The following is a 17,064-nucleotide window of genomic DNA, read 5'->3' as shown; positions in this document are numbered from 1 at the left end:
CGATCCATCAATACAATCTGGCGCCCCGGGATGGGCGCCAAGGTTAGGTTCCGGACTTGATCTTGGTCCAACTCCGGGTGATCAGGCGCTGCACCGAGCGGGGATGTGCTTCCTGCACATACAGACGCTCCAGCACCGCCTGGGGGGGATAGACTGACTCGTCATCGCGCACGGCCTTGTCCATGAACTCTCCCGCCTTGATGTTCGGGTTCGCGTAACCCACGTAGTCGCTCACCTTGGCGATCACTTGCGGCTCGAGAATGTAGTTGATCAGGGCGTGAGCCTCTTTGACGTTGGTGGCATCGGAGGGGATCGCCATCATGTCAAACCACAGATTGCCTCCTTCCTTGGGGATGCTGTAGGCAATCTTGATCCCCTTGCCTGCCTCGTCGGCCCGGGCCGCCGCCTGCAGTATGTCACCGGAGAACCCCGCCGCCACACAGATGTCGCCATTGGCGAGATCCCCTATGTACTTGGAGGAGTGGAAGTAGGTCACATAGGGGCGCACCTTGAGCAACTGCTCTTCGGCACGCTTGAGATCCGCAGGATCGTGGCTGTTGGGGTTGAGGCCGAGGTAGTTCAGGGCTGCCGGGATCATCTCGTCCGCCGAGTCGAGGAAGGCCACCCCGCAATGGGAGAGTTTCTTCATGTTTTCCGGCTCGAAGATGATGGCCCAGGAGTCAATCTTGTCGACCCCGAGTGCCGCCTTGACCTTGTCGACGTTGTAACCGATGCCGTTGGTGCCCCACAGATAGGGCACGGCGTACTGATGACCCGGATCCACCTTGTCGAGCTGCTTGAGCAGCAGGGGATCCAGATTGGCCAGATTGGGCAGCAGGGCGGGATCCAGCTTCTGGAAAGCCCCCGCCTGGATCTGCTTGGCCAGGAAATTGTTGGAAGGCACGACCAGATCGTAACCGGTGCGTCCGGTCAGCAGCTTGCCCTCCAGCGTCTCGTTGGAGTCAAACACGTCGTAGACGGTCTTGATCCCGGTCTTCTGCTGAAAGTCACTGAGGGTGGTCTCGCCGATATAATCGGACCAGTTGTAAAAATGAACCACAGGGGCTGCCTGGGTCAGATTTGCAAACCCCAGGGTCAGGGCCAGCGTTGCCATCTTGGTCATGTGCACTTATCAGTCCTCGTTTGTGTGATTTTGCCAGTCGCGCATCCATACGCGCCGTCCAACCTGTCGGGTGGTCACCACCCTCCCGGCCGAACTGCGGACCGGGAGGGGTACTCGTCACTTACTTACCTGATTTGATCTTGGTCCAGCTGCGGGTCATCAGACGCTGCACCTTGGCCGGCAGATCCGGGAAGGTGTAGATCTTCTTGAGGGTGTCCGCCGTCGGGTAGATGCCCGGATCGGTGCGGATCGCCTCGTCCACCAGCGGAGTGGCTGCCTTGTTGCCGTTCGGGAACTGCACCACGTTGGTGATGTTCGCGATCACTTCCGGCTTCATCAGATAGTTGATGAAGGTGTGGGCTGCCTCGACGTTCTTGGCATCCGCCGGGATGGCGATCATGTCGAAGAAGCTGCCAGCCCCCTCTTTCGGAATGGTGTAAGTCAGACTGACACCGTTCTTGGCTTCGGCGGCACGTGCCTTGGACTGCTGCAGGTCACCTGAGTAACCCACCGCCACGCACAGGTTGCCGTTGGCCAGATCCGAAATGTACTTGGAGGAGTGGAAGTAGGCGGTATAGGGGCGGATGGAGAGGAACAGCTCCTCAGCCTTCTTCAACTCGTCCGGCTTCTGGCTATCCGGCTTGAAGCCCAGGTATTGCAGGGCGGCCGGCAGCATTTCGGTCGGCGAGTCGAGGAAGGAGACACCGCACTCCTTCAACTTGGCCATGTTCTCCGGCTTGAACACCAGATCCCAGGAGTTGACCGGCGCATCGGCACCCAGCACGGCCTTCACCTTCTCGGCGTTGTAGGCGTAGCCAATGGTGCCCCACAGGTAAGGGATGGAGTACTGGTTGCCCGGATCGCTCGGTTCGAGCGCCTTGAGCAGATCGACATCCATGTTCTGCCAGTTGGAGAGTTTGGACTTGTCCAGCTTCTGGAAGACGCCTGCCTTGATCTGCTTGGCCAGGAAGGGGTTGGACGGGACGACGATGTCATAACCCGAACTGCCCGCCAGCAACTTGGCTTCCAGCACCTCGTTGCTGTCGAACACGTCATACACCACCTTGATGCCCGTCTCCTTCTGGAAGTTTTCCAGCGTATCCGGCGCTATGTAGTCGCTCCAGTTATAGACGTGCAGCACCTTCTCGTCGGCCATCGCCCCGGTACTCATCATGACCAGCGCCACGGAAGCAGCCATCATTCCCTTTTTAAAAGACATAGTCCTTGTCTCCTAAGCAAATTGTATGCGTAAGCCAATCTGCCCGGTTTCAGCCTATTCCTGCAGCTTTGCAGCCGTCAGATCCAGACTGAGCCTGGCCAGTTTGACCAATTCATCCACCTGTTCCTCGGTGATCACCAAGGGGGGCGATATGATCATGGTATCGCCGACAGCCCTCATCACCAAGCCATTGTTAAAACAGAACTCCCGACAGGTCATCCCGGCGTGCAGTTCGGCCGGGAAACGACGTTTCGTCTGTTTGTCCTGGACTATTTCCAACGCGGCAACCAGACCTTTACCCCGGGTTTCTCCCACCAGCGGGTGATCGGCAAGCTCGCTCCAGCGGCGCTGCAAATAGGGGCCGATACTATCATGAACGCGCTTAACTATGCTCTCACTTTGCATAAGCTGGATGTTGGCAATGGCCACGGCGCAGGCCACCGGATGACCGGAATAGGTGAAGCCATGGTTGAACTCGCCCCCCTCTTCCACCAGCACTTTGGCGACCCTGTCCCCCACCATCACGGCTCCCATCGGCAGGTAGCCCGAGGTGATGCCCTTGGCCAGACACATGAGGTCAGGCTTGATGCCGAAGCCTTCGCTGGCGAACCAGTGGCCGGTGCGACCGAAACCGCAGATCACCTCGTCGGCGATGAGCAGGATGCCGTACTTGTCACAGATACGCTGGATCTCGGGCCAGTAGCTGTCGGGCGGAATGATGACGCCGCCGGCCCCCTGGATAGGCTCGCCGATGAAAGCCGCCACCTTGTCCACCCCCAGCTCCAGAATCTTCTCTTCCAGCTGGCGGGCACGGGCCAGGCCGAACTCGTGGGCGCTCATGCCCTCACCCTCACCGAAGTGATAGGGCTGATCGATGTGGACTATGCCGGGAATGGGCAGACCACCCTGGGCGTGCATGCCCTTCATGCCCCCCAGACTGGCGCCCGCCACCGTGGAGCCGTGATAGGCGTTGTGGCGGCTGATGATCACCTGCTTGTCGGGCTGCCCCTTGCTGGCCCAGTAGTGACGCACCATGCGCAGCACAGTGTCGTTGCACTCCGAGCCCGAGCCGGTGAAGAAGACGTGGTTGAGATGGGGCGGCGTGATCTCGGCCAGCAGGGTCGCCAGTTCGGCGGCGGGGGGATGGCTGGTCTGGAAGAAGAGGTTGTAATAGGGCAGTTGCTGCATCTGGCGGGTGGCGGCATCCACCAGCTCCTGGCGGCCATAACCCAGGTTGACGCACCACAGGCCCGCCATCCCGTCCAGGATGCGGCGCCCGTCGGAGTCTTCCAGATAGACCCCCTCGGCCTTGGTGATGATGCGGCTGCCCTTCTTGTTCAGGGCCTGAAAGTCGGTAAAGGGATGCAGGTGGTGGCTGGCATCCAGTTGCTGCCACTCGCGGGTGGTCTGCTTCATTGCTTGCTCCTCGGTTCCTTCGATTTAAGCGATGTTTGTTCGTCAATGTCGAGGGCGGCTGGCACTCTCCCGGTCACTGCTACTCACGGGCGGAATGCTGCGTTGCTTGCTCCTCGGTTCCTTCGATCTGAGCGATGTTTGTTCGTCAATTGCTGAGGGCGGCTGGCCCACGGGCACGGTACGGCCGCGAGCGGGCGCCATCAGCCGCCCCTCACGAGCCAGTGCCATCTTGCTTTGAGAGTGACGGGAGGGATCTGCGCCCCTCCCGAGACGGGTCAGACGTTCAGCAGCAGGAATTCCCGTTCCCAGCGGCTGATCACCCCGAAGTAGGTCTCGTACTCCTTGCGCTTGACCGCGACGAAGGCGCGGATGAAGCGTTCCCCCAGCATGTCCTTGATGGGCTCGCACTGCTCCAGATGGCTGAGCGACTCCTCCAGGGAACGGGGCAGGCTGTAGGGCAGGTCATAGGCACTCGCCTTCATCTCCTGCATCGGCTCCAGCTTCTCCAGCATGCCGAGGTAGCCGCAGGCCAGGGTGGCGGCCAGCGCCAGATAGGGGTTGGCGTCGGCACCGGCGAAGCGGTTTTCGACCCGGCGCGCGCTCGGCTCGGAGAAGGGCACCCGCAGGCCGCAGGTGCGGTTTTCCACGCCCCACTGCACGTTGCGCGGCGCGCTCTCGCCGAAGGTGAGGCGGCGGTAGGAGTTGACGTTCGGCGCCAGCAGGGCGGTCACCGCCGGGGTGTACTTCTGCAGGCCGGCGATGAAGTGCATGAACTGCTCGGAGTTGCCCCCTTCGCTGGTGCCAAACAGGTTGCGCCCTTCGGCGTCTTCCAGGCTCTGGTGGATGTGCATGGCGGAGCCCGGCTCATCGCTCATGGGCTTGGCCATGAAGGTGGCATAGATGCCGTGACGGTGGGCCGCTTCCCGCATGGTGCGCTTGAACAGGAACACCTGGTCGGCGAGATCGATGGCGTCACCGTGCAGGAAGTTGATCTCCATCTGGGCGGCGCCGGACTCGTGGATCAGGGTGTCTACCTCCAGCTCCTGGGCCTCGCAGTAGTCGTACATGTCCTCGAAAATGGGATCGAATTCGTTGACCGCATCGATGCTGAACGACTGGCGCGCCGTCTCGGGGCGGCCGTTGCGGCCCACCGGCGGCACCAGCGGATAGTCGGGGTCTTCGTTGCGCTTGACCAGATAGAATTCGAGCTCGGGGGCCACCACCGGCTTCCAGCCCTGCTTCTCGTAAAATGACAAGACCCGGCGCAGCACGGAGCGCGGCGCTATGTCGATCAGCTTGCCATTGATGTCGAAACAGTCGTGGATCACCTGAGCCGTGGGCTCCAGTGCCCAGGGCACGAAACGAATGGTGTTGGGATCGGGATAGAGCTGCATGTCCCGCTCCAGCGGGTCTATCATGCTGTCGTCATCCGGGTACTCGCCGGTCACCGTCTGGGTGAAGATGACCTCGGGCAGCCGCATGCCCCCTTCGCGCAGAAACTTGTTGGCTGGAATGATCTTGCCTCGGGCATTGCCGGTGAAATCCGGGAACAGGCACTCCACTTCCGTGATGCGATTGCTCTCCATCCAGCCCTTGATACTGTCCATGTTAAACCCCGACTCTACGGTTGTCATTGGCAAGGGTGTCTAATATAAGGAACACCCTTGTTAAGAAAATGTAATCGACCTCACCATAAAAGCCCGTGACAAAGGCCCTTGTCAAGCGGTGGTGTTTAAAAAACTATAAACAACGGCCGATATAATGACCAAGGCGGCACCAAATACTAAACACTCTGTGCCACGATAAGCCCACTGCAAGCCCGATGCCAAGGCTGGACAGAACCTGCTCGATACTCAGTCAGCCCCTGTCGGAACGGGCCCATTTCTTTGCAAGGGCGCACAATCCTTATCCTATTTGCTTTGCATACCCGCATTTTTTTGGTACAAGGCCCGCCCTGATTTGCACTCTCCTGCATGGATTTGGTGCAAATCGGACTACAGGGGCTTGGTCTGCGGGCCGACAGCCCCCATAAATGGGAAAAATTGGGAAACTGACTGGTAGCAAACCCTATGTGTGATTTCATGACTGAAGACCAACTGGCCTTTTACAAGGGTCAGATCGAGCGACAAATCCTCGAGCTCGAAGAGCGTCTCAACTCCCAAGCCAGCCAGGCCATCGCCACCGATACCAACGAGATGGCCGATGAAATTGATCGTGCCAGCATCGAGGAGGCCCGCCGTCTGGAGCTGAACCGCATCGAGCACGACAAGCTGCATCTGCGCAAGCTGAAAGGGGCGCTGAGACGCATCAATGAAGGAGACTTTGGCTACTGCGAATCCTGCGGTGACGAGATCTCCCTCAAACGGCTGCAGGCTCGTCCTGAGTCCCGCTTCTGCGTCGAGTGCCAGAGCACCAAGGAATTCAACGACACCCACGTGTTCCGCCGCGTCGCCTGATGCGCCAGTGAACCGTCACCACCTTGTCGCACGAGGCCGCCGGCAAGGCAGTGTGCAGGCACCGGCGTCCGTGTAGACAGACGAGCATGCCGGGCTGCACATGAACCTTGTTTGCGGCTTCACAGCAAGAGCGTGACAACTTCTGTTAGACTCCGGGCAAGTCCCGGACTCTACAGGAGATCAGAGCGTGAAATGGCTCATCAAGCTGTGTTTGTGCCTGCCGCTGCTGGCACAGGCACAGACTCTCACCGTCAAGGTCCCCAGCCGACCGATCAATGACCTCGACAGCGAATACCAGCTCAAGCTGCTGGAGCTGGCACTCAACCGTGCCGGACAGCCCTACAAGCTGAAGCGGGTTGATCTCAATCTCAATCAGTTCACCCTGCAGCAGGAGCTGCGCAAGGGCAAAACCATCAATGTGTTCTGGATGGGTACCTCCAGCGCCCTCGAATCCGCCCTGATCCCCGTCCCCATTCCGCTGTTTCGCGGTCTGGAAGGGCTGCGGCTGTCGTTCATTCACAGCGATGCCCAGGAGAAGTTCAACCAGGTCAACACACTGGCAGATCTCAAGCAGCTGAAGGCGGCCCAGGGGGTCGGCTGGGCCGACAACAAGATCCTGGAGCAGGCGGGCATAGCGACCTACGCGGGGCGCTACAGCAACCTGTTCCGCCTCATCAACGACGGCGACAAGCTCGACTTCTTCCCCCGCGGTCTGGTGGAGATCTTCGCGGAACGCCGTGAGCTGGCGGCCCAGTACCCCAATCTCGCCATAGAGCAGCACCTGCTGATCCGCTACCCCTTCGCCGAGTTCTTCTTCGTCAGCCCAGAGTCCCCCAAGCTGGCCAAGGCGCTCCAGACCGGACTGGAGCGGGCCTATGCCGACGGCAGCTTCATGAAGTTCTTCCACGAGAATCCCAGGGTCCGCGAGGCGCTGGCCAGCGCGAACCTGGAGCAGCGGGTCACCATATCCCTGCCCAACCCGGACATGACCCCTTTGCTCAGGAGCATTCCAGCCCAATATTGGGACTATCCGCCCAGGCAGGGGCAGTAACGCCGGGGCCGGGACTATCCCCCCAGGCAGGGGCAGTAACGCAGCCAAGCATTCACCGCCACAAGGGCGTTAGTCCCTGACCACCGGCTCGCAGGGAATAAGCGGGCCGGTTTCAACCAGCCGCACCAGGGAGGTGCCATGAAACGACTCGACGACTGGTTCAGCGACTACGGCCAGAGCCACCGGCACCCGGTCAATGTGGCCATCCACAAGGTGGCGGTGCCCGGTATCGACCTCTGCACCCTGGCCCTGCTCTGGTGCCTGCCGGCCGGGCCCTTGCCGCCCTCCCTCAACTGGGCGGCGCTGGTTGCCATTCCGGTGCTGGCCTTCTACCTGCAACTGTCGTTTGCCCTGTTCGTGGGGATGGCGGCGCTGACCGTGCTGGGGCTGGCCTTCTGCCACAGCTGGCAAGGACCCTTGCTGTGGCCCGCCCTGTTCGGCTTCGTGCTGCTCTGGGTAGCCCAGTTCGTCGGCCACCGGATAGAGGGGAAGCGCCCCTCCTTCCTCGCCGACCTGCAATTTCTGCTGGTAGGCCCCGCCTGGGTGCTGGCCAGCCTCTATCGTCGCTTGGGCATCCCCTACTGAGGGAGTCCAAAGGAGAAACCATGACACACGATTCCCCCCTCACCCGCGCCCTGCCTCTGCTGCTGGGCATGCTGTTTGCCGGCCCGGCGCTGGCCGACAAGGCCGATCCCGTCGGCGAGGTGAGCACCGCCTTCAAGCTGGTCGGCCCCAATCACAAGATCCTGGTGGAGGCGTTCGACGACCCCAAGATAGCCGGCGTCGCCTGCTATCTGGCCCGCCCCAAGACAGGGGGCGTCAAGGGCGGTCTCGGGCTGGCGGAAGATCCCTCCCACGCCTCACTGTCGTGCCACCAGATAGGTCCCATCACCCTGCCCGCCAAGCTCAAAGCCGGGGAAGAGGTGTTCGACGTCAGCACCTCCCTGGTGTTTAAGGAGCAGAAGGTGGTGCGTTTTTACGACGAGAAGCGCAATGCGCTGGTCTATCTGACTTACAGCACCAAGTTGGTGGATGGTTCGTACAAGAGCGCAGTGAGCGCCGTCCCCATCATGCCGTGGGGCTGAATCCCCACCATTTATCCCGTGATGACGGTCACTATTTGTTGTAATTTAACCACATCATTATCTGCGGAGAGCGCACCATGAGAGTCGCCGTTTTCAGTACCAAGAGCTACGACAAGGAACACTTCAATCAGGCCAACAGCCAGTACGGCTTCGAGCTGGAGTTCTTCGACGTGCGGCTGGAGGCCAAGACAGCCCGGCTGGCCCATCACTTCCCCGTGGTCTGCCTGTTCGTCAATGACGATGCCGACCGGGAAGTGCTGACCGAGCTGGCCGCCAACGGCACCAAGGTGATCGCCCTGCGCTGCGCCGGTTACAACAACGTGGATCTGGTCGCCGCCAAGGAGCTGGGGCTGAAAGTGGTGCGGGTGCCCGCCTATTCCCCGGAGGCGGTCGCCGAACACGCCGTGGGTCTGATGATGACCCTCAACCGCCGCATCCATAAGGCCTACCAGCGCACCCGTGATGCCAACTTCTCCCTGGAGGGTCTGGTCGGCTTCAACATGCACGGCCGCACCGCCGGCATCATAGGCACCGGCAAGATCGGCATCGCCACCCTGCGCATCCTCAAGGGCTTCGGCATGCGCCTGCTGGTGAGCGACCCCTACCCGAGCCAGGCGGCCATCGATCTGGGGGCCGAGTACGTGGACATCGACACCCTGCTGCGCCAGTCCGACGTCATCAGCCTGCACTGCCCCCTGTTCAAGGAGAACTACCACCTGCTGAACAAGGAGGCCTTCGCCAAGATGAAGGACGGTGTGATGATCATCAACACCAGCCGGGGCGGCCTGCTCGACTCCAACGCCGCCATCGAGGCCCTCAAGACCTCCCGCATCGGCGCCCTGGGGCTGGATGTCTACGAGGAGGAGGAAGATCTCTTCTTCGAGGACAAGTCCAACGAGGTGATCACCGATGACGTCTTCCGCCGTCTCTCCGCCTGCCACAACGTGCTGTTCACCGGTCACCAGGCCTTCCTGACCCGGGAGGCGCTGCACGCCATCGCCGACACCACCCTCGGCAACATCCAGGCCATCGAGAGCCAGGGCCGCAGCGACAACGAGGTGGAATAAGCTTTCCGCGCAATAAACCGGGCGCCGGGTTGTGAGACCCGGCGCCATCGGGTAGGCTACCAGCCCTTTTTTACTCAGGAGCCTGGCCGCCATGTTTATCGGATTTGATTACGGTACCTCCAACTGTGCCGTCGCCGTGATGGAACAGGGCAGCCCCAGGCTGCTGACCCTCTCCGGTTCCCACTACCTCCCCTCCACCCTGCACGCCCCGCACCGGGACGCCATCGCCGGCCTGCTGGCCGAACGGTTGGCCAGCACCCAGCAAGCTGAGTACCTCAAGCTGCGCGGCCCCGTGGTGACCCGGGCTCAGGCGGTGCGTCGCCAGATGCGCGAAGAGGGGCTCATCGACGAGCTCAGCTTCGGCGGGGCGGCGCTGGAGCGCTACCTGGAGGAGCCGGATGACGGTTACTACATCAAGTCGCCGAAATCCTTCCTCGGGGCCTACGGCCTCAAGGCGCCCCAGATCGCCCTGTTCGAGGACATCGTCTGCGCCATGATGCTGCACGTCCGCCACGAGGCGGAGCAGCAGACAGGTGCCCCCGTGCGCCAGGCGGTGATAGGTCGCCCGGTCAACTTCCAGGGGCTGGCCGGGGAGGAGAGCAACCGCCAGGCCATCGCCATCCTGGGTGAGGCTGCCCGCCTCGCCGGCTTCGAGCGGGTGGAGTTTCTCTACGAGCCGGTCGCCGCCGGCTTCGAGTTCGAGGCGCGCCTCACCGAGGATGCCGTGGTGCTGGTGGTGGACATAGGCGGCGGCACCACGGACTGCTCCATGCTGCGCATGGGCCCCAGCCACCGCGATCGGCTCGATCGCAGCGGCGATCTGCTCGGCCACAGCGGCCAGCGCATCGGCGGCAACGACTTCGACATCCGCCTGACGGTGGAGGGCATGATGCCGCTGCTCGGCATGCATGAGACCCTCAAGACCGGCAAGCCCCTGCCCCACCCGCTGTTCTGGGACGCGGCCGCCATCAACGACGTCAGCGCCCAGAGCCGCTTCTACAGCCTGGATACCGCCCGCCAGCTGCAGGATCTGCAGCTCGACAGCCAGCCCGGCAGCAAGCTCTCACGGCTCGCCAGCCTGCGGGCCCACAAGCTGAGCCACCAGCTGGTGTGGCGTGCCGAGCAGGGCAAGATCGCCCTGTCCGACCATGAGCTCAATCACCAGACCCTGAACGAGCTGGAGAAGGGGTTGGAGGCGGAACTCACTCGCCCTCAGCTGGCCAGTGCCTCGGCCCCCCTGCTGGAGAAGATTGGCGAGCTGATGGACGAGGCGATCGCCGCCGCTGGCGTGTCGCCGGACCGGGTCTTCGTCACAGGTGGCAGCGCCCGCTCCCCCCTCATCAAGGCCTTCATTCGCCAGAAGCTGCCCGCAGTGCCTCTGGAAGGAGGGGATGACTTCGGCTCTGTGGCTTCGGGCCTTGCCCGCTACGCCGAACGGCTGTTCGCCGGCTGATCCCCGACACGCCAAAGGCTACCCACCACATCCCCTCTGGAAGGAGGGGATGACTTCGGTTTGATAACCTCGGGCCTGGCCCGTTACGCCGAGCGGCTGTTTGCCGGCTGAGGTACCGGCAGGGGTCCATGGGCGACCCCTGCTGCCTGAAACGAGGCTCGCCCGGGGCGGGTGTTGCCATTTACCGACACCCCCCTTCCCCTGAGGGCGACAGAAGCGGTCGGGCTGGCCCCCCCTCGCCCTGCCTCCCGGGCCATGGCACGGGTATGCTTGTCGCTCCCATCACCGGAGCCCCTTCCATGCCCAGATTTCTGCTACTGCTGCTCGCCCTGCTCCTGCTCAGCGCCTGCAGCAGTACTCCCCGCTTCGCCTCGCAAGATCTGCAGCACCACCACTGGGTGCTCGACAAGCTGGATGGCCAGGCCATCCCCAGCAGCCGCGTCAATCCCCCCGATATCGAGATAGGGGAGCACTTCACCGTCAATGGCATCGCCGGGTGCAACCGCTACTTCGGCCAGGGCCATCTCGAGGATGACAGACTCTGGGTTACCAGCCTCGGCAGCACGGCCATGGCCTGCCCGCCCCGGCTCGACCAGATCGAACAGGCGGTACTCGCCACCCTGATGGAGGGCGCGACCCTGAGCGGCACGCCACAGACCCTGATCCTGACCGGAAAACAGCACCGTTTGGAATACAGACTGCGAGACTGGGTGTACTAGGGCTCACAAAACCACTCGCCGACAGGAACAACTGGCCCAGCTGTGGCACAATATGAGGCACTGTTCGCAATGGAGGCTGCCTCAGCCATGTCGATGGATCGCCTGTTTGGCAAGATCAAACAACTGCCCACAATCCCGCAGCTACTGCACGAGCTGATGCAGAGTTTCAACGATGAGAATGCCCGCATCGACGAGATCGCGGCCAAGATCGCCATGGACCAGGTGATCAGCGTCAAGGTGCTGCGGATGGCCAACTCCGCCGCCCTGCGCCGGGGCAACGAGGTGACCTCCATCGAGCAGGCGGTGATCCGCCTCGGCTTCAACCGCTTGCGCTCCGTGGTGGTCGCCTCCGGCATCATCAGCAGCTTCAAGGCCCCCCCTGGCTTTGACAAGCACCGCTTCTGGACCCAGACCTTCCAGGTCGCCACCATAGCCCGCACCCTGGCCCAGCAGACCAAGGTGGTGGATCCGGAGAGCGCCTTCACCTGCGCCCTCATTCACAACATCGGCGAGCTGCTGATCCAGAGCACCCTGCCGGAGGAGGCCGGGCTCATCAACCTGGCCATCGAGAAGGGGAGCAGCCGGGTCGAGGCCCAGCGGGAGATGCTGGGGTACGACTATGCCCAGCTCGGCGCCGAGCTGGCGAAGCGCTGGAACCTGTCGGCCTCCTTCGTCGATGCCATCGCCCAGCAGCTGGATCCCCTCTCCCACGATCCGGTGAGCAAGGAGGCGGTGCTGATCCGGCTCTCCGTCTTCGTCTCCTTCGCCTGGCACGCCGGGGTACCGGCCCAGGCCATCATAGCGCGCTTCCCCAAGCCGCTGGCCGACCAGCTCGGGCTGGATCCCGCCACCCTGGCGGATCAGCTGGAGCAACTCCACGAGCAGGGCAATGCCCTCGCCGACCTCCTGACCCAGTAGCCTCTGGCCACCCTCTGATGCAGTAGATACCATGACCCATCCCTTCCTGTTTCATCCCCAGGTGGCACCCTGGTTCAAAGAGAGTGCCGATACCCTGTTGCTCACCCTGTTCAGCGAGCTGGACGCCCCCATCCGCGAGGTGTGGCTGCGCCACGAGCCGGACAACGAGGAGTATCTGGTAGCCATGCGCCCCGTCTCGACCCGGGACAGGCTGCAGGTCTGGCAGGTCGAGCTGCCGCTGGCCAAGGGGCAGGAGATCCACCTCTACTGCTTCAAGTGCCTCACCGACCAGGAGCAGTGGTGGTTGCACGGGGCGGGCGTCAGCGCCGCCATGCCGCCGCGGGAGCAGCATTTCCGCTTCAACAGCCATCACCAGCCGCCGACCTGGGTACAGGATCAGGTCTTCTACCAGATCTTCCCGGACCGCTTCTGCAACGGCGACCCGTCGCTCAGCGTCAAGCATCACGAGTACGAGTACCGCGGCAAGGCGGTCATCAGCAAGGCCTGGGGGGAGCCGGTCAGCCGCCACGAGGAGGGCCACGGCGCCTGCGAGTTCTACGGCGGGGATCTGGCGGGCATAGACGCCAAGCTGCACTACCTGCAGTCCCTCGGCGTGACGGCGCTCTACCTCAATCCCATCTTCGATTCGCCGAGCAACCACAAGTACGACACCCAGGATTACTACAGCGTGGATCCGCACCTCGGCACCAATGCCCAGTTTGCCGAGCTGACCCGCAACCTGCATCAGCGCGGCATGAAGATCATCCTGGACGCCGTGGTCAACCACACCTCCACCGACCACCCCTGGTTCTGCCCGCCGCTGGGGGCCCAGAGCAACCCTGACTCCCCCTGGCGCAGCTTCTACACCTTCGACAAGGAAGGGGATTATGTCAGCTGGAAAGGCATTCGCAGCCTGCCCAAGCTGGACTTCGCCAGCGAGCAGGTGCAGGACGCCGTGTATCGGGCAGACAACGCCATTCTGCGCTACTGGATGCGCGCCCCCTACCAGATCGACGGCTGGCGCTTCGACGTCATCCACATGCTGGGAGAGCGGGGCTCGGCCATGGGCAACAGCGGCCATGTGCGGGCCATTCGCGGCGCCGTCAAGCAGGAGAACCCGGACGCTTACGTGCTCGGCGAACACTTCTTCGAGGCGAGCCAGTGGCTGCAGGGGGATCAGGAGGACGGCGCCATGAACTACTACGGCTTCGCCCACCCCATCCGCGCCTTCCTGGCGGGGCAGGACATCGCCTATCACCCCATCAAGATCAGCGCCGAGGAGCTGGACAGATGGCTCAAGCTGGCCCGGGCCCATATCCCGTTCAAGAACCAACTGGCCCAGTTCAACCTGCTGGACAGCCACGACACCGCCCGCTTCCTCCACCTGCTGGGGGAGGACAAGCAGCGCATGCGGCTCGCCGCCACCCTGCTCATCACCTACATAGGCGTGCCCTCCATCTACTACGGCGACGAGGTGGGGCTCTCCGGCGGCAACGATCCGGACTGCCGTCGCTGCTTCCCCTGGGACACCACCGACTGGGATCATGTGCTGCACGATCACTATCGCCGCCTGATCCAGCTGCGCCGCCAGCGTCCGGCCCTGCGCCGGGGCGACATCCAGACCCTCTACGCCGGCCCTCACAGCTATGTGTTCGCCCGCACCCTGCAAAGCGATCAGGTGGTGGTGGCCTGCAACCGCCACCCGACCGAGCCGCGCACCATCAGCCTGCCCCTGTGGCAGACCGCCAGCCCCGCCAGCCGCTTCACCGACGCCTTCAACGGCGACAAGTTCGAGGTGGTGCAAGGGGAGGTGCAGCTCACCATACCGGCCAACTCGGCCAGGGTGCTGCTCTCCAGCTGATGAAGAGATACTATCAAATAAATGGCGGGCTCTGTCCCGCCATTATTACCGGCAGACTTAAATTCCCTACCAGTAAAATTAAAATGATTTACTGCATGTCACCCTGACGATCCTCACCACTCTTAAGCCTTTAATCAGGCATCACTAAACACTTCGACATGATCATATGTGATTCCGTTAGCCTTCATTGTCTCAAATATTTCTTTATAGAAACTTGATGCAATCACCAGGTTACTGACATGCTTATTACGGATTTTCTCAAAATAACTCACCTTGAGATTCACTCCAGGCACAGTGCGACCGGCTTTATTCTGATCGCCATCAACGACCATGATATTTGTGCCATCCAAAACCTCTTTCTCAACCCCGTTCAACAAAATAACGGATGCAGAACCAGCCCCCCACCAAACGACGCTGCCTGCCTTTCTGAGAAAGGCATTGACTCTATTGCGAGATGCATCGCACCGCTGCTTAAATATTGAGAGGTTCTCGATATAACCTGCTTTATCAAAGGCCACTTCAATTTCGTTGTAACGTGTATTTTCAGCTTTTACAAAGACAACCCTCAAACTGTCATTCTCAACGCAGTGATATATTATTTTGAGTTTGTTATCACGGGCCAGGCCTTGCATGAAGTAGATGTTATAGTAGAAGAGGTGCTGTACATGGAAACCACCGAAGTCAGGGACCTCAATGATTATCCTTCCGGTATCATTCAAGGTTTCAGACATTAATTTAAAGATGGAGAAGGGATCTTCAAAATGCTCAAACACATGCATAAGATAGTAACCATCTATCTTGTCCTGAACATGGCGTGCATTAAAATAACCTTTTATGACGTTAAGCCCCAAGCCCTTCGCAATATCGGCTTGGGGGCCTGGCTCAATTCCTGTTACATTGGAGAATCCGATGTCGTTCAGTTTTTTCAACAAATAGCCTTCTGAACAGCCAATCTCAAATATTTTTTCATCTTTGCCAAAATGACTGGCGATGGTATTAATCATGCCGTCATACTTAGAAGCGCCGATATTATTCAGCGGAGATATATATAGATAGTTGTCATATATTTCCGTCAGCTCTTCCGATGATAACTTCTTGGATGCAAACCCCACCAGGCAATCCTTGCAGGCACTGACCTGCAATTCCGATACCTTTACCGGAAAATCACCAGAGTAGGCAGATAAAACGGCTGGCATCTTGCGTTCAAGGAAAACCAATGTGTTATCACTGTGACAATATGGACATCTCATGATCCTCTCCTAAAGATATGATCAGGATTGATGAAACAAGGTTGTTCGAACGCGTTGTCTCTGGATTCTCATCCATCACATCATGCAACGAAGTACCTATTCTCAACGACGACTACACCTGCGCAGAACCCCTGCATCGATTAGCTTTCTAGCCAAGGGTTCGACCCGCCAAAACGGTACGTCGATGACCTCGGCAATCTCAAACAGGCTCATATGGCCATCGCTGTACGCCAGCAAGTTCATCATGTCCCTCACCTGATCGCCGGAATCACGTGTAGACAGATTCGGATAGAGGCCACGTCGTCCCAGCTGGGGTTCGCCCAATACGGTGGCCTCACAACATTCATCCAACTCCAGACACTCGATCGCTCGCCGTAACGCCAGGAAGCTATCCGCCAGGCCCCGTGGCGTGACCAAGGTAAGATCGTCTAATGAGGTATGGTATTCGGCATAGCAACCGTACTTGCTGCGCATCATAGTTGTGACTGGCAGGTCTATTCCGGGGGCACATAACTGACGTTCGTTGGACCCTCGCTCAAGATAGCTATACACCATATAATCAGGTGCAATATGACCCAGCACATGGCGTCCAATACGATCAGCTAAAGAATTCCCCTGCCTGGACGGTAAGAAAGAGTAACACCTCTCGTCCCCCATGCAGGTGAGATTAAAACCGGCCAACGTATGAGACTTGAGGTGCTCCAGATGACGAGAGAGATAAACGATAGCTCCGATCGTCTCTGGAACAAGCATCAATCGATAGCTGTAGCGTCGCTTGGGTAAGGAGGCAAGCCAGGCCATCAGAAACACCCCGACGCCTGGACCAGACAACTCGTTGTTGGCCATGGAGGGATGGCAAACATAGCTGGATAACAAGATCTCCTCCTCACTCTCCCCTGATAGCACCCACTCTGCATAAGTCAGTGAGCCCGGTTGCAAGCTGGTATCGATCACAACCTCATAATTTCCTTCCGGCAACGCTTCCCGCACATTATGGGGTAAACAAAAGCCCCAACGGCGCTGGTAATAAGATGTGATATAGGGGATAGCGTCCGGCAGTTCGGGCAATGAATGCAGATATGGCTGCAATTCTGCCAGCGACAGGGTACAACGCACTGGCTCAGAATAACCGACCAGGTGCAAGTTGCTGTCCTTGAAGTCAACGACCTTGTGCCCGTCAGGCCCTACGATATAAGCCTGCCTTACATTCCACTCATCGGGCACTGTCCAGTCGAAGCATGTGGTCCCGCTTTCCACCTCATGGATGGTCAAATCAGGCAAGCAGTGCTGCCGGATCAAGGAGAGTGTTTGCCGAACCCCCTCACCAGTCAGGCTACGATTGAGTGGGAACAGCAAGGTTAAGAATCGATGCAGCTGTTCACCGAGTTGAGCCTGATCGCTCCAGTCTATGGGAAGATAACCACCAGTATGCATCGGTGTTGTCAT

The 17,064-nt window shown here is 60.2% G+C and carries 15 protein-coding genes; 9 read left to right on the top strand and 6 right to left on the bottom strand.

What is annotated here, in order from left to right; translation table 11 throughout:
* Positions 1-43: 43 nt before the first annotated feature.
* The 4 genes from AB5Y91_RS05690 to AB5Y91_RS05675 all read right to left on the bottom strand — a co-directional run bounded on the left by AB5Y91_RS05690 (position 44) and on the right by AB5Y91_RS05675 (position 5,365).
* Positions 44-1,129, bottom strand: a complete 1,086-nt coding sequence (locus AB5Y91_RS05690) for a polyamine ABC transporter substrate-binding protein (RefSeq protein ID WP_106885490.1) — start codon at positions 1,127-1,129, stop codon at positions 44-46.
* Between the two features lie 115 nt (positions 1,130-1,244).
* Entirely contained in the window at positions 1,245-2,342 is a 1,098-nt protein-coding gene (locus AB5Y91_RS05685; RefSeq protein WP_106885489.1) for an extracellular solute-binding protein, read from the bottom strand.
* A 54-nt stretch (positions 2,343-2,396) separates the two neighbouring features.
* Complete coding sequence (locus AB5Y91_RS05680; protein WP_139744714.1) at positions 2,397-3,758, bottom strand: aspartate aminotransferase family protein; 1,362 nt, start codon at positions 3,756-3,758, stop codon at positions 2,397-2,399.
* A 275-nt stretch (positions 3,759-4,033) separates the two neighbouring features.
* Positions 4,034-5,365 carry a glutamine synthetase family protein gene (locus AB5Y91_RS05675; protein WP_106885487.1) on the bottom strand — a complete coding sequence of 444 codons (1,332 nt, stop codon included), beginning with the start codon at positions 5,363-5,365 and terminating at the stop codon, positions 4,034-4,036.
* A 462-nt stretch (positions 5,366-5,827) separates the two neighbouring features.
* Between AB5Y91_RS05675 and AB5Y91_RS05670 the strand changes: the two genes are divergently transcribed.
* The 9 genes from AB5Y91_RS05670 (at position 5,828) to malZ (ending at position 14,368) form a co-directional block, all read left to right on the top strand.
* A complete protein-coding gene (locus tag AB5Y91_RS05670; protein ID WP_025328724.1) occupies positions 5,828-6,214 on the top strand; it encodes a TraR/DksA C4-type zinc finger protein in 387 nt (128 codons plus the stop codon).
* 187 nt (positions 6,215-6,401) lie between these two features.
* Entirely contained in the window at positions 6,402-7,265 is an 864-nt protein-coding gene (locus tag AB5Y91_RS05665) for a hypothetical protein (protein ID WP_171275211.1), read from the top strand.
* Positions 7,266-7,403: 138 nt separating this feature from the next.
* Entirely contained in the window at positions 7,404-7,850 is a 447-nt protein-coding gene (locus tag AB5Y91_RS05660) for a DUF962 domain-containing protein (RefSeq protein ID WP_368169265.1), read from the top strand.
* A gap of 20 nt (positions 7,851-7,870) precedes the next feature.
* Positions 7,871-8,350: a CreA family protein gene (locus AB5Y91_RS05655; protein WP_171275209.1), complete on the top strand. Its 480-nt coding sequence runs from the start codon at positions 7,871-7,873 to the stop codon at positions 8,348-8,350.
* A gap of 77 nt (positions 8,351-8,427) precedes the next feature.
* Positions 8,428-9,417 carry a 2-hydroxyacid dehydrogenase gene (locus AB5Y91_RS05650; protein ID WP_025328728.1) on the top strand — a complete coding sequence of 330 codons (990 nt, stop codon included), beginning with the start codon at positions 8,428-8,430 and terminating at the stop codon, positions 9,415-9,417.
* A 91-nt stretch (positions 9,418-9,508) separates the two neighbouring features.
* Positions 9,509-10,870 carry a molecular chaperone gene (yegD, locus tag AB5Y91_RS05645; protein WP_139744718.1) on the top strand — a complete coding sequence of 454 codons (1,362 nt, stop codon included), beginning with the start codon at positions 9,509-9,511 and terminating at the stop codon, positions 10,868-10,870.
* 299 nt (positions 10,871-11,169) lie between these two features.
* Positions 11,170-11,589: an META domain-containing protein gene (locus AB5Y91_RS05640; RefSeq protein ID WP_234676415.1), complete on the top strand. Its 420-nt coding sequence runs from the start codon at positions 11,170-11,172 to the stop codon at positions 11,587-11,589.
* A gap of 69 nt (positions 11,590-11,658) precedes the next feature.
* Positions 11,659-12,507 (top strand): HDOD domain-containing protein, encoded by an 849-nt coding sequence (locus tag AB5Y91_RS05635; protein WP_368169264.1) that lies wholly within the window; start codon positions 11,659-11,661, stop codon positions 12,505-12,507.
* Positions 12,508-12,538: 31 nt separating this feature from the next.
* The gene (gene malZ, locus AB5Y91_RS05630; RefSeq protein WP_290030558.1) at positions 12,539-14,368 is read left to right on the top strand and encodes a maltodextrin glucosidase; all 1,830 of its coding nucleotides are present in this window, start codon (positions 12,539-12,541) and stop codon (positions 14,366-14,368) included.
* A 134-nt stretch (positions 14,369-14,502) separates the two neighbouring features.
* Here malZ and AB5Y91_RS05625 read toward each other — a convergent pair whose 3' ends face one another.
* Together AB5Y91_RS05625 and AB5Y91_RS05620 are read right to left on the bottom strand one after the other, a co-directional pair.
* A complete protein-coding gene (locus tag AB5Y91_RS05625; RefSeq protein WP_234677688.1) occupies positions 14,503-15,618 on the bottom strand; it encodes a bifunctional 2-polyprenyl-6-hydroxyphenol methylase/3-demethylubiquinol 3-O-methyltransferase UbiG in 1,116 nt (371 codons plus the stop codon).
* A 102-nt stretch (positions 15,619-15,720) separates the two neighbouring features.
* Complete coding sequence (locus tag AB5Y91_RS05620) at positions 15,721-17,064, bottom strand: DUF4910 domain-containing protein (protein ID WP_368169303.1); 1,344 nt, start codon at positions 17,062-17,064, stop codon at positions 15,721-15,723.

This window comes from Aeromonas sp. R4-3, assembly GCF_040908275.1.
Classification (GTDB): Bacteria; Pseudomonadota; Gammaproteobacteria; order Enterobacterales; family Aeromonadaceae; genus Aeromonas; species Aeromonas rivipollensis.
This window is presented reverse-complemented; position numbering and strand designations above follow the sequence as displayed.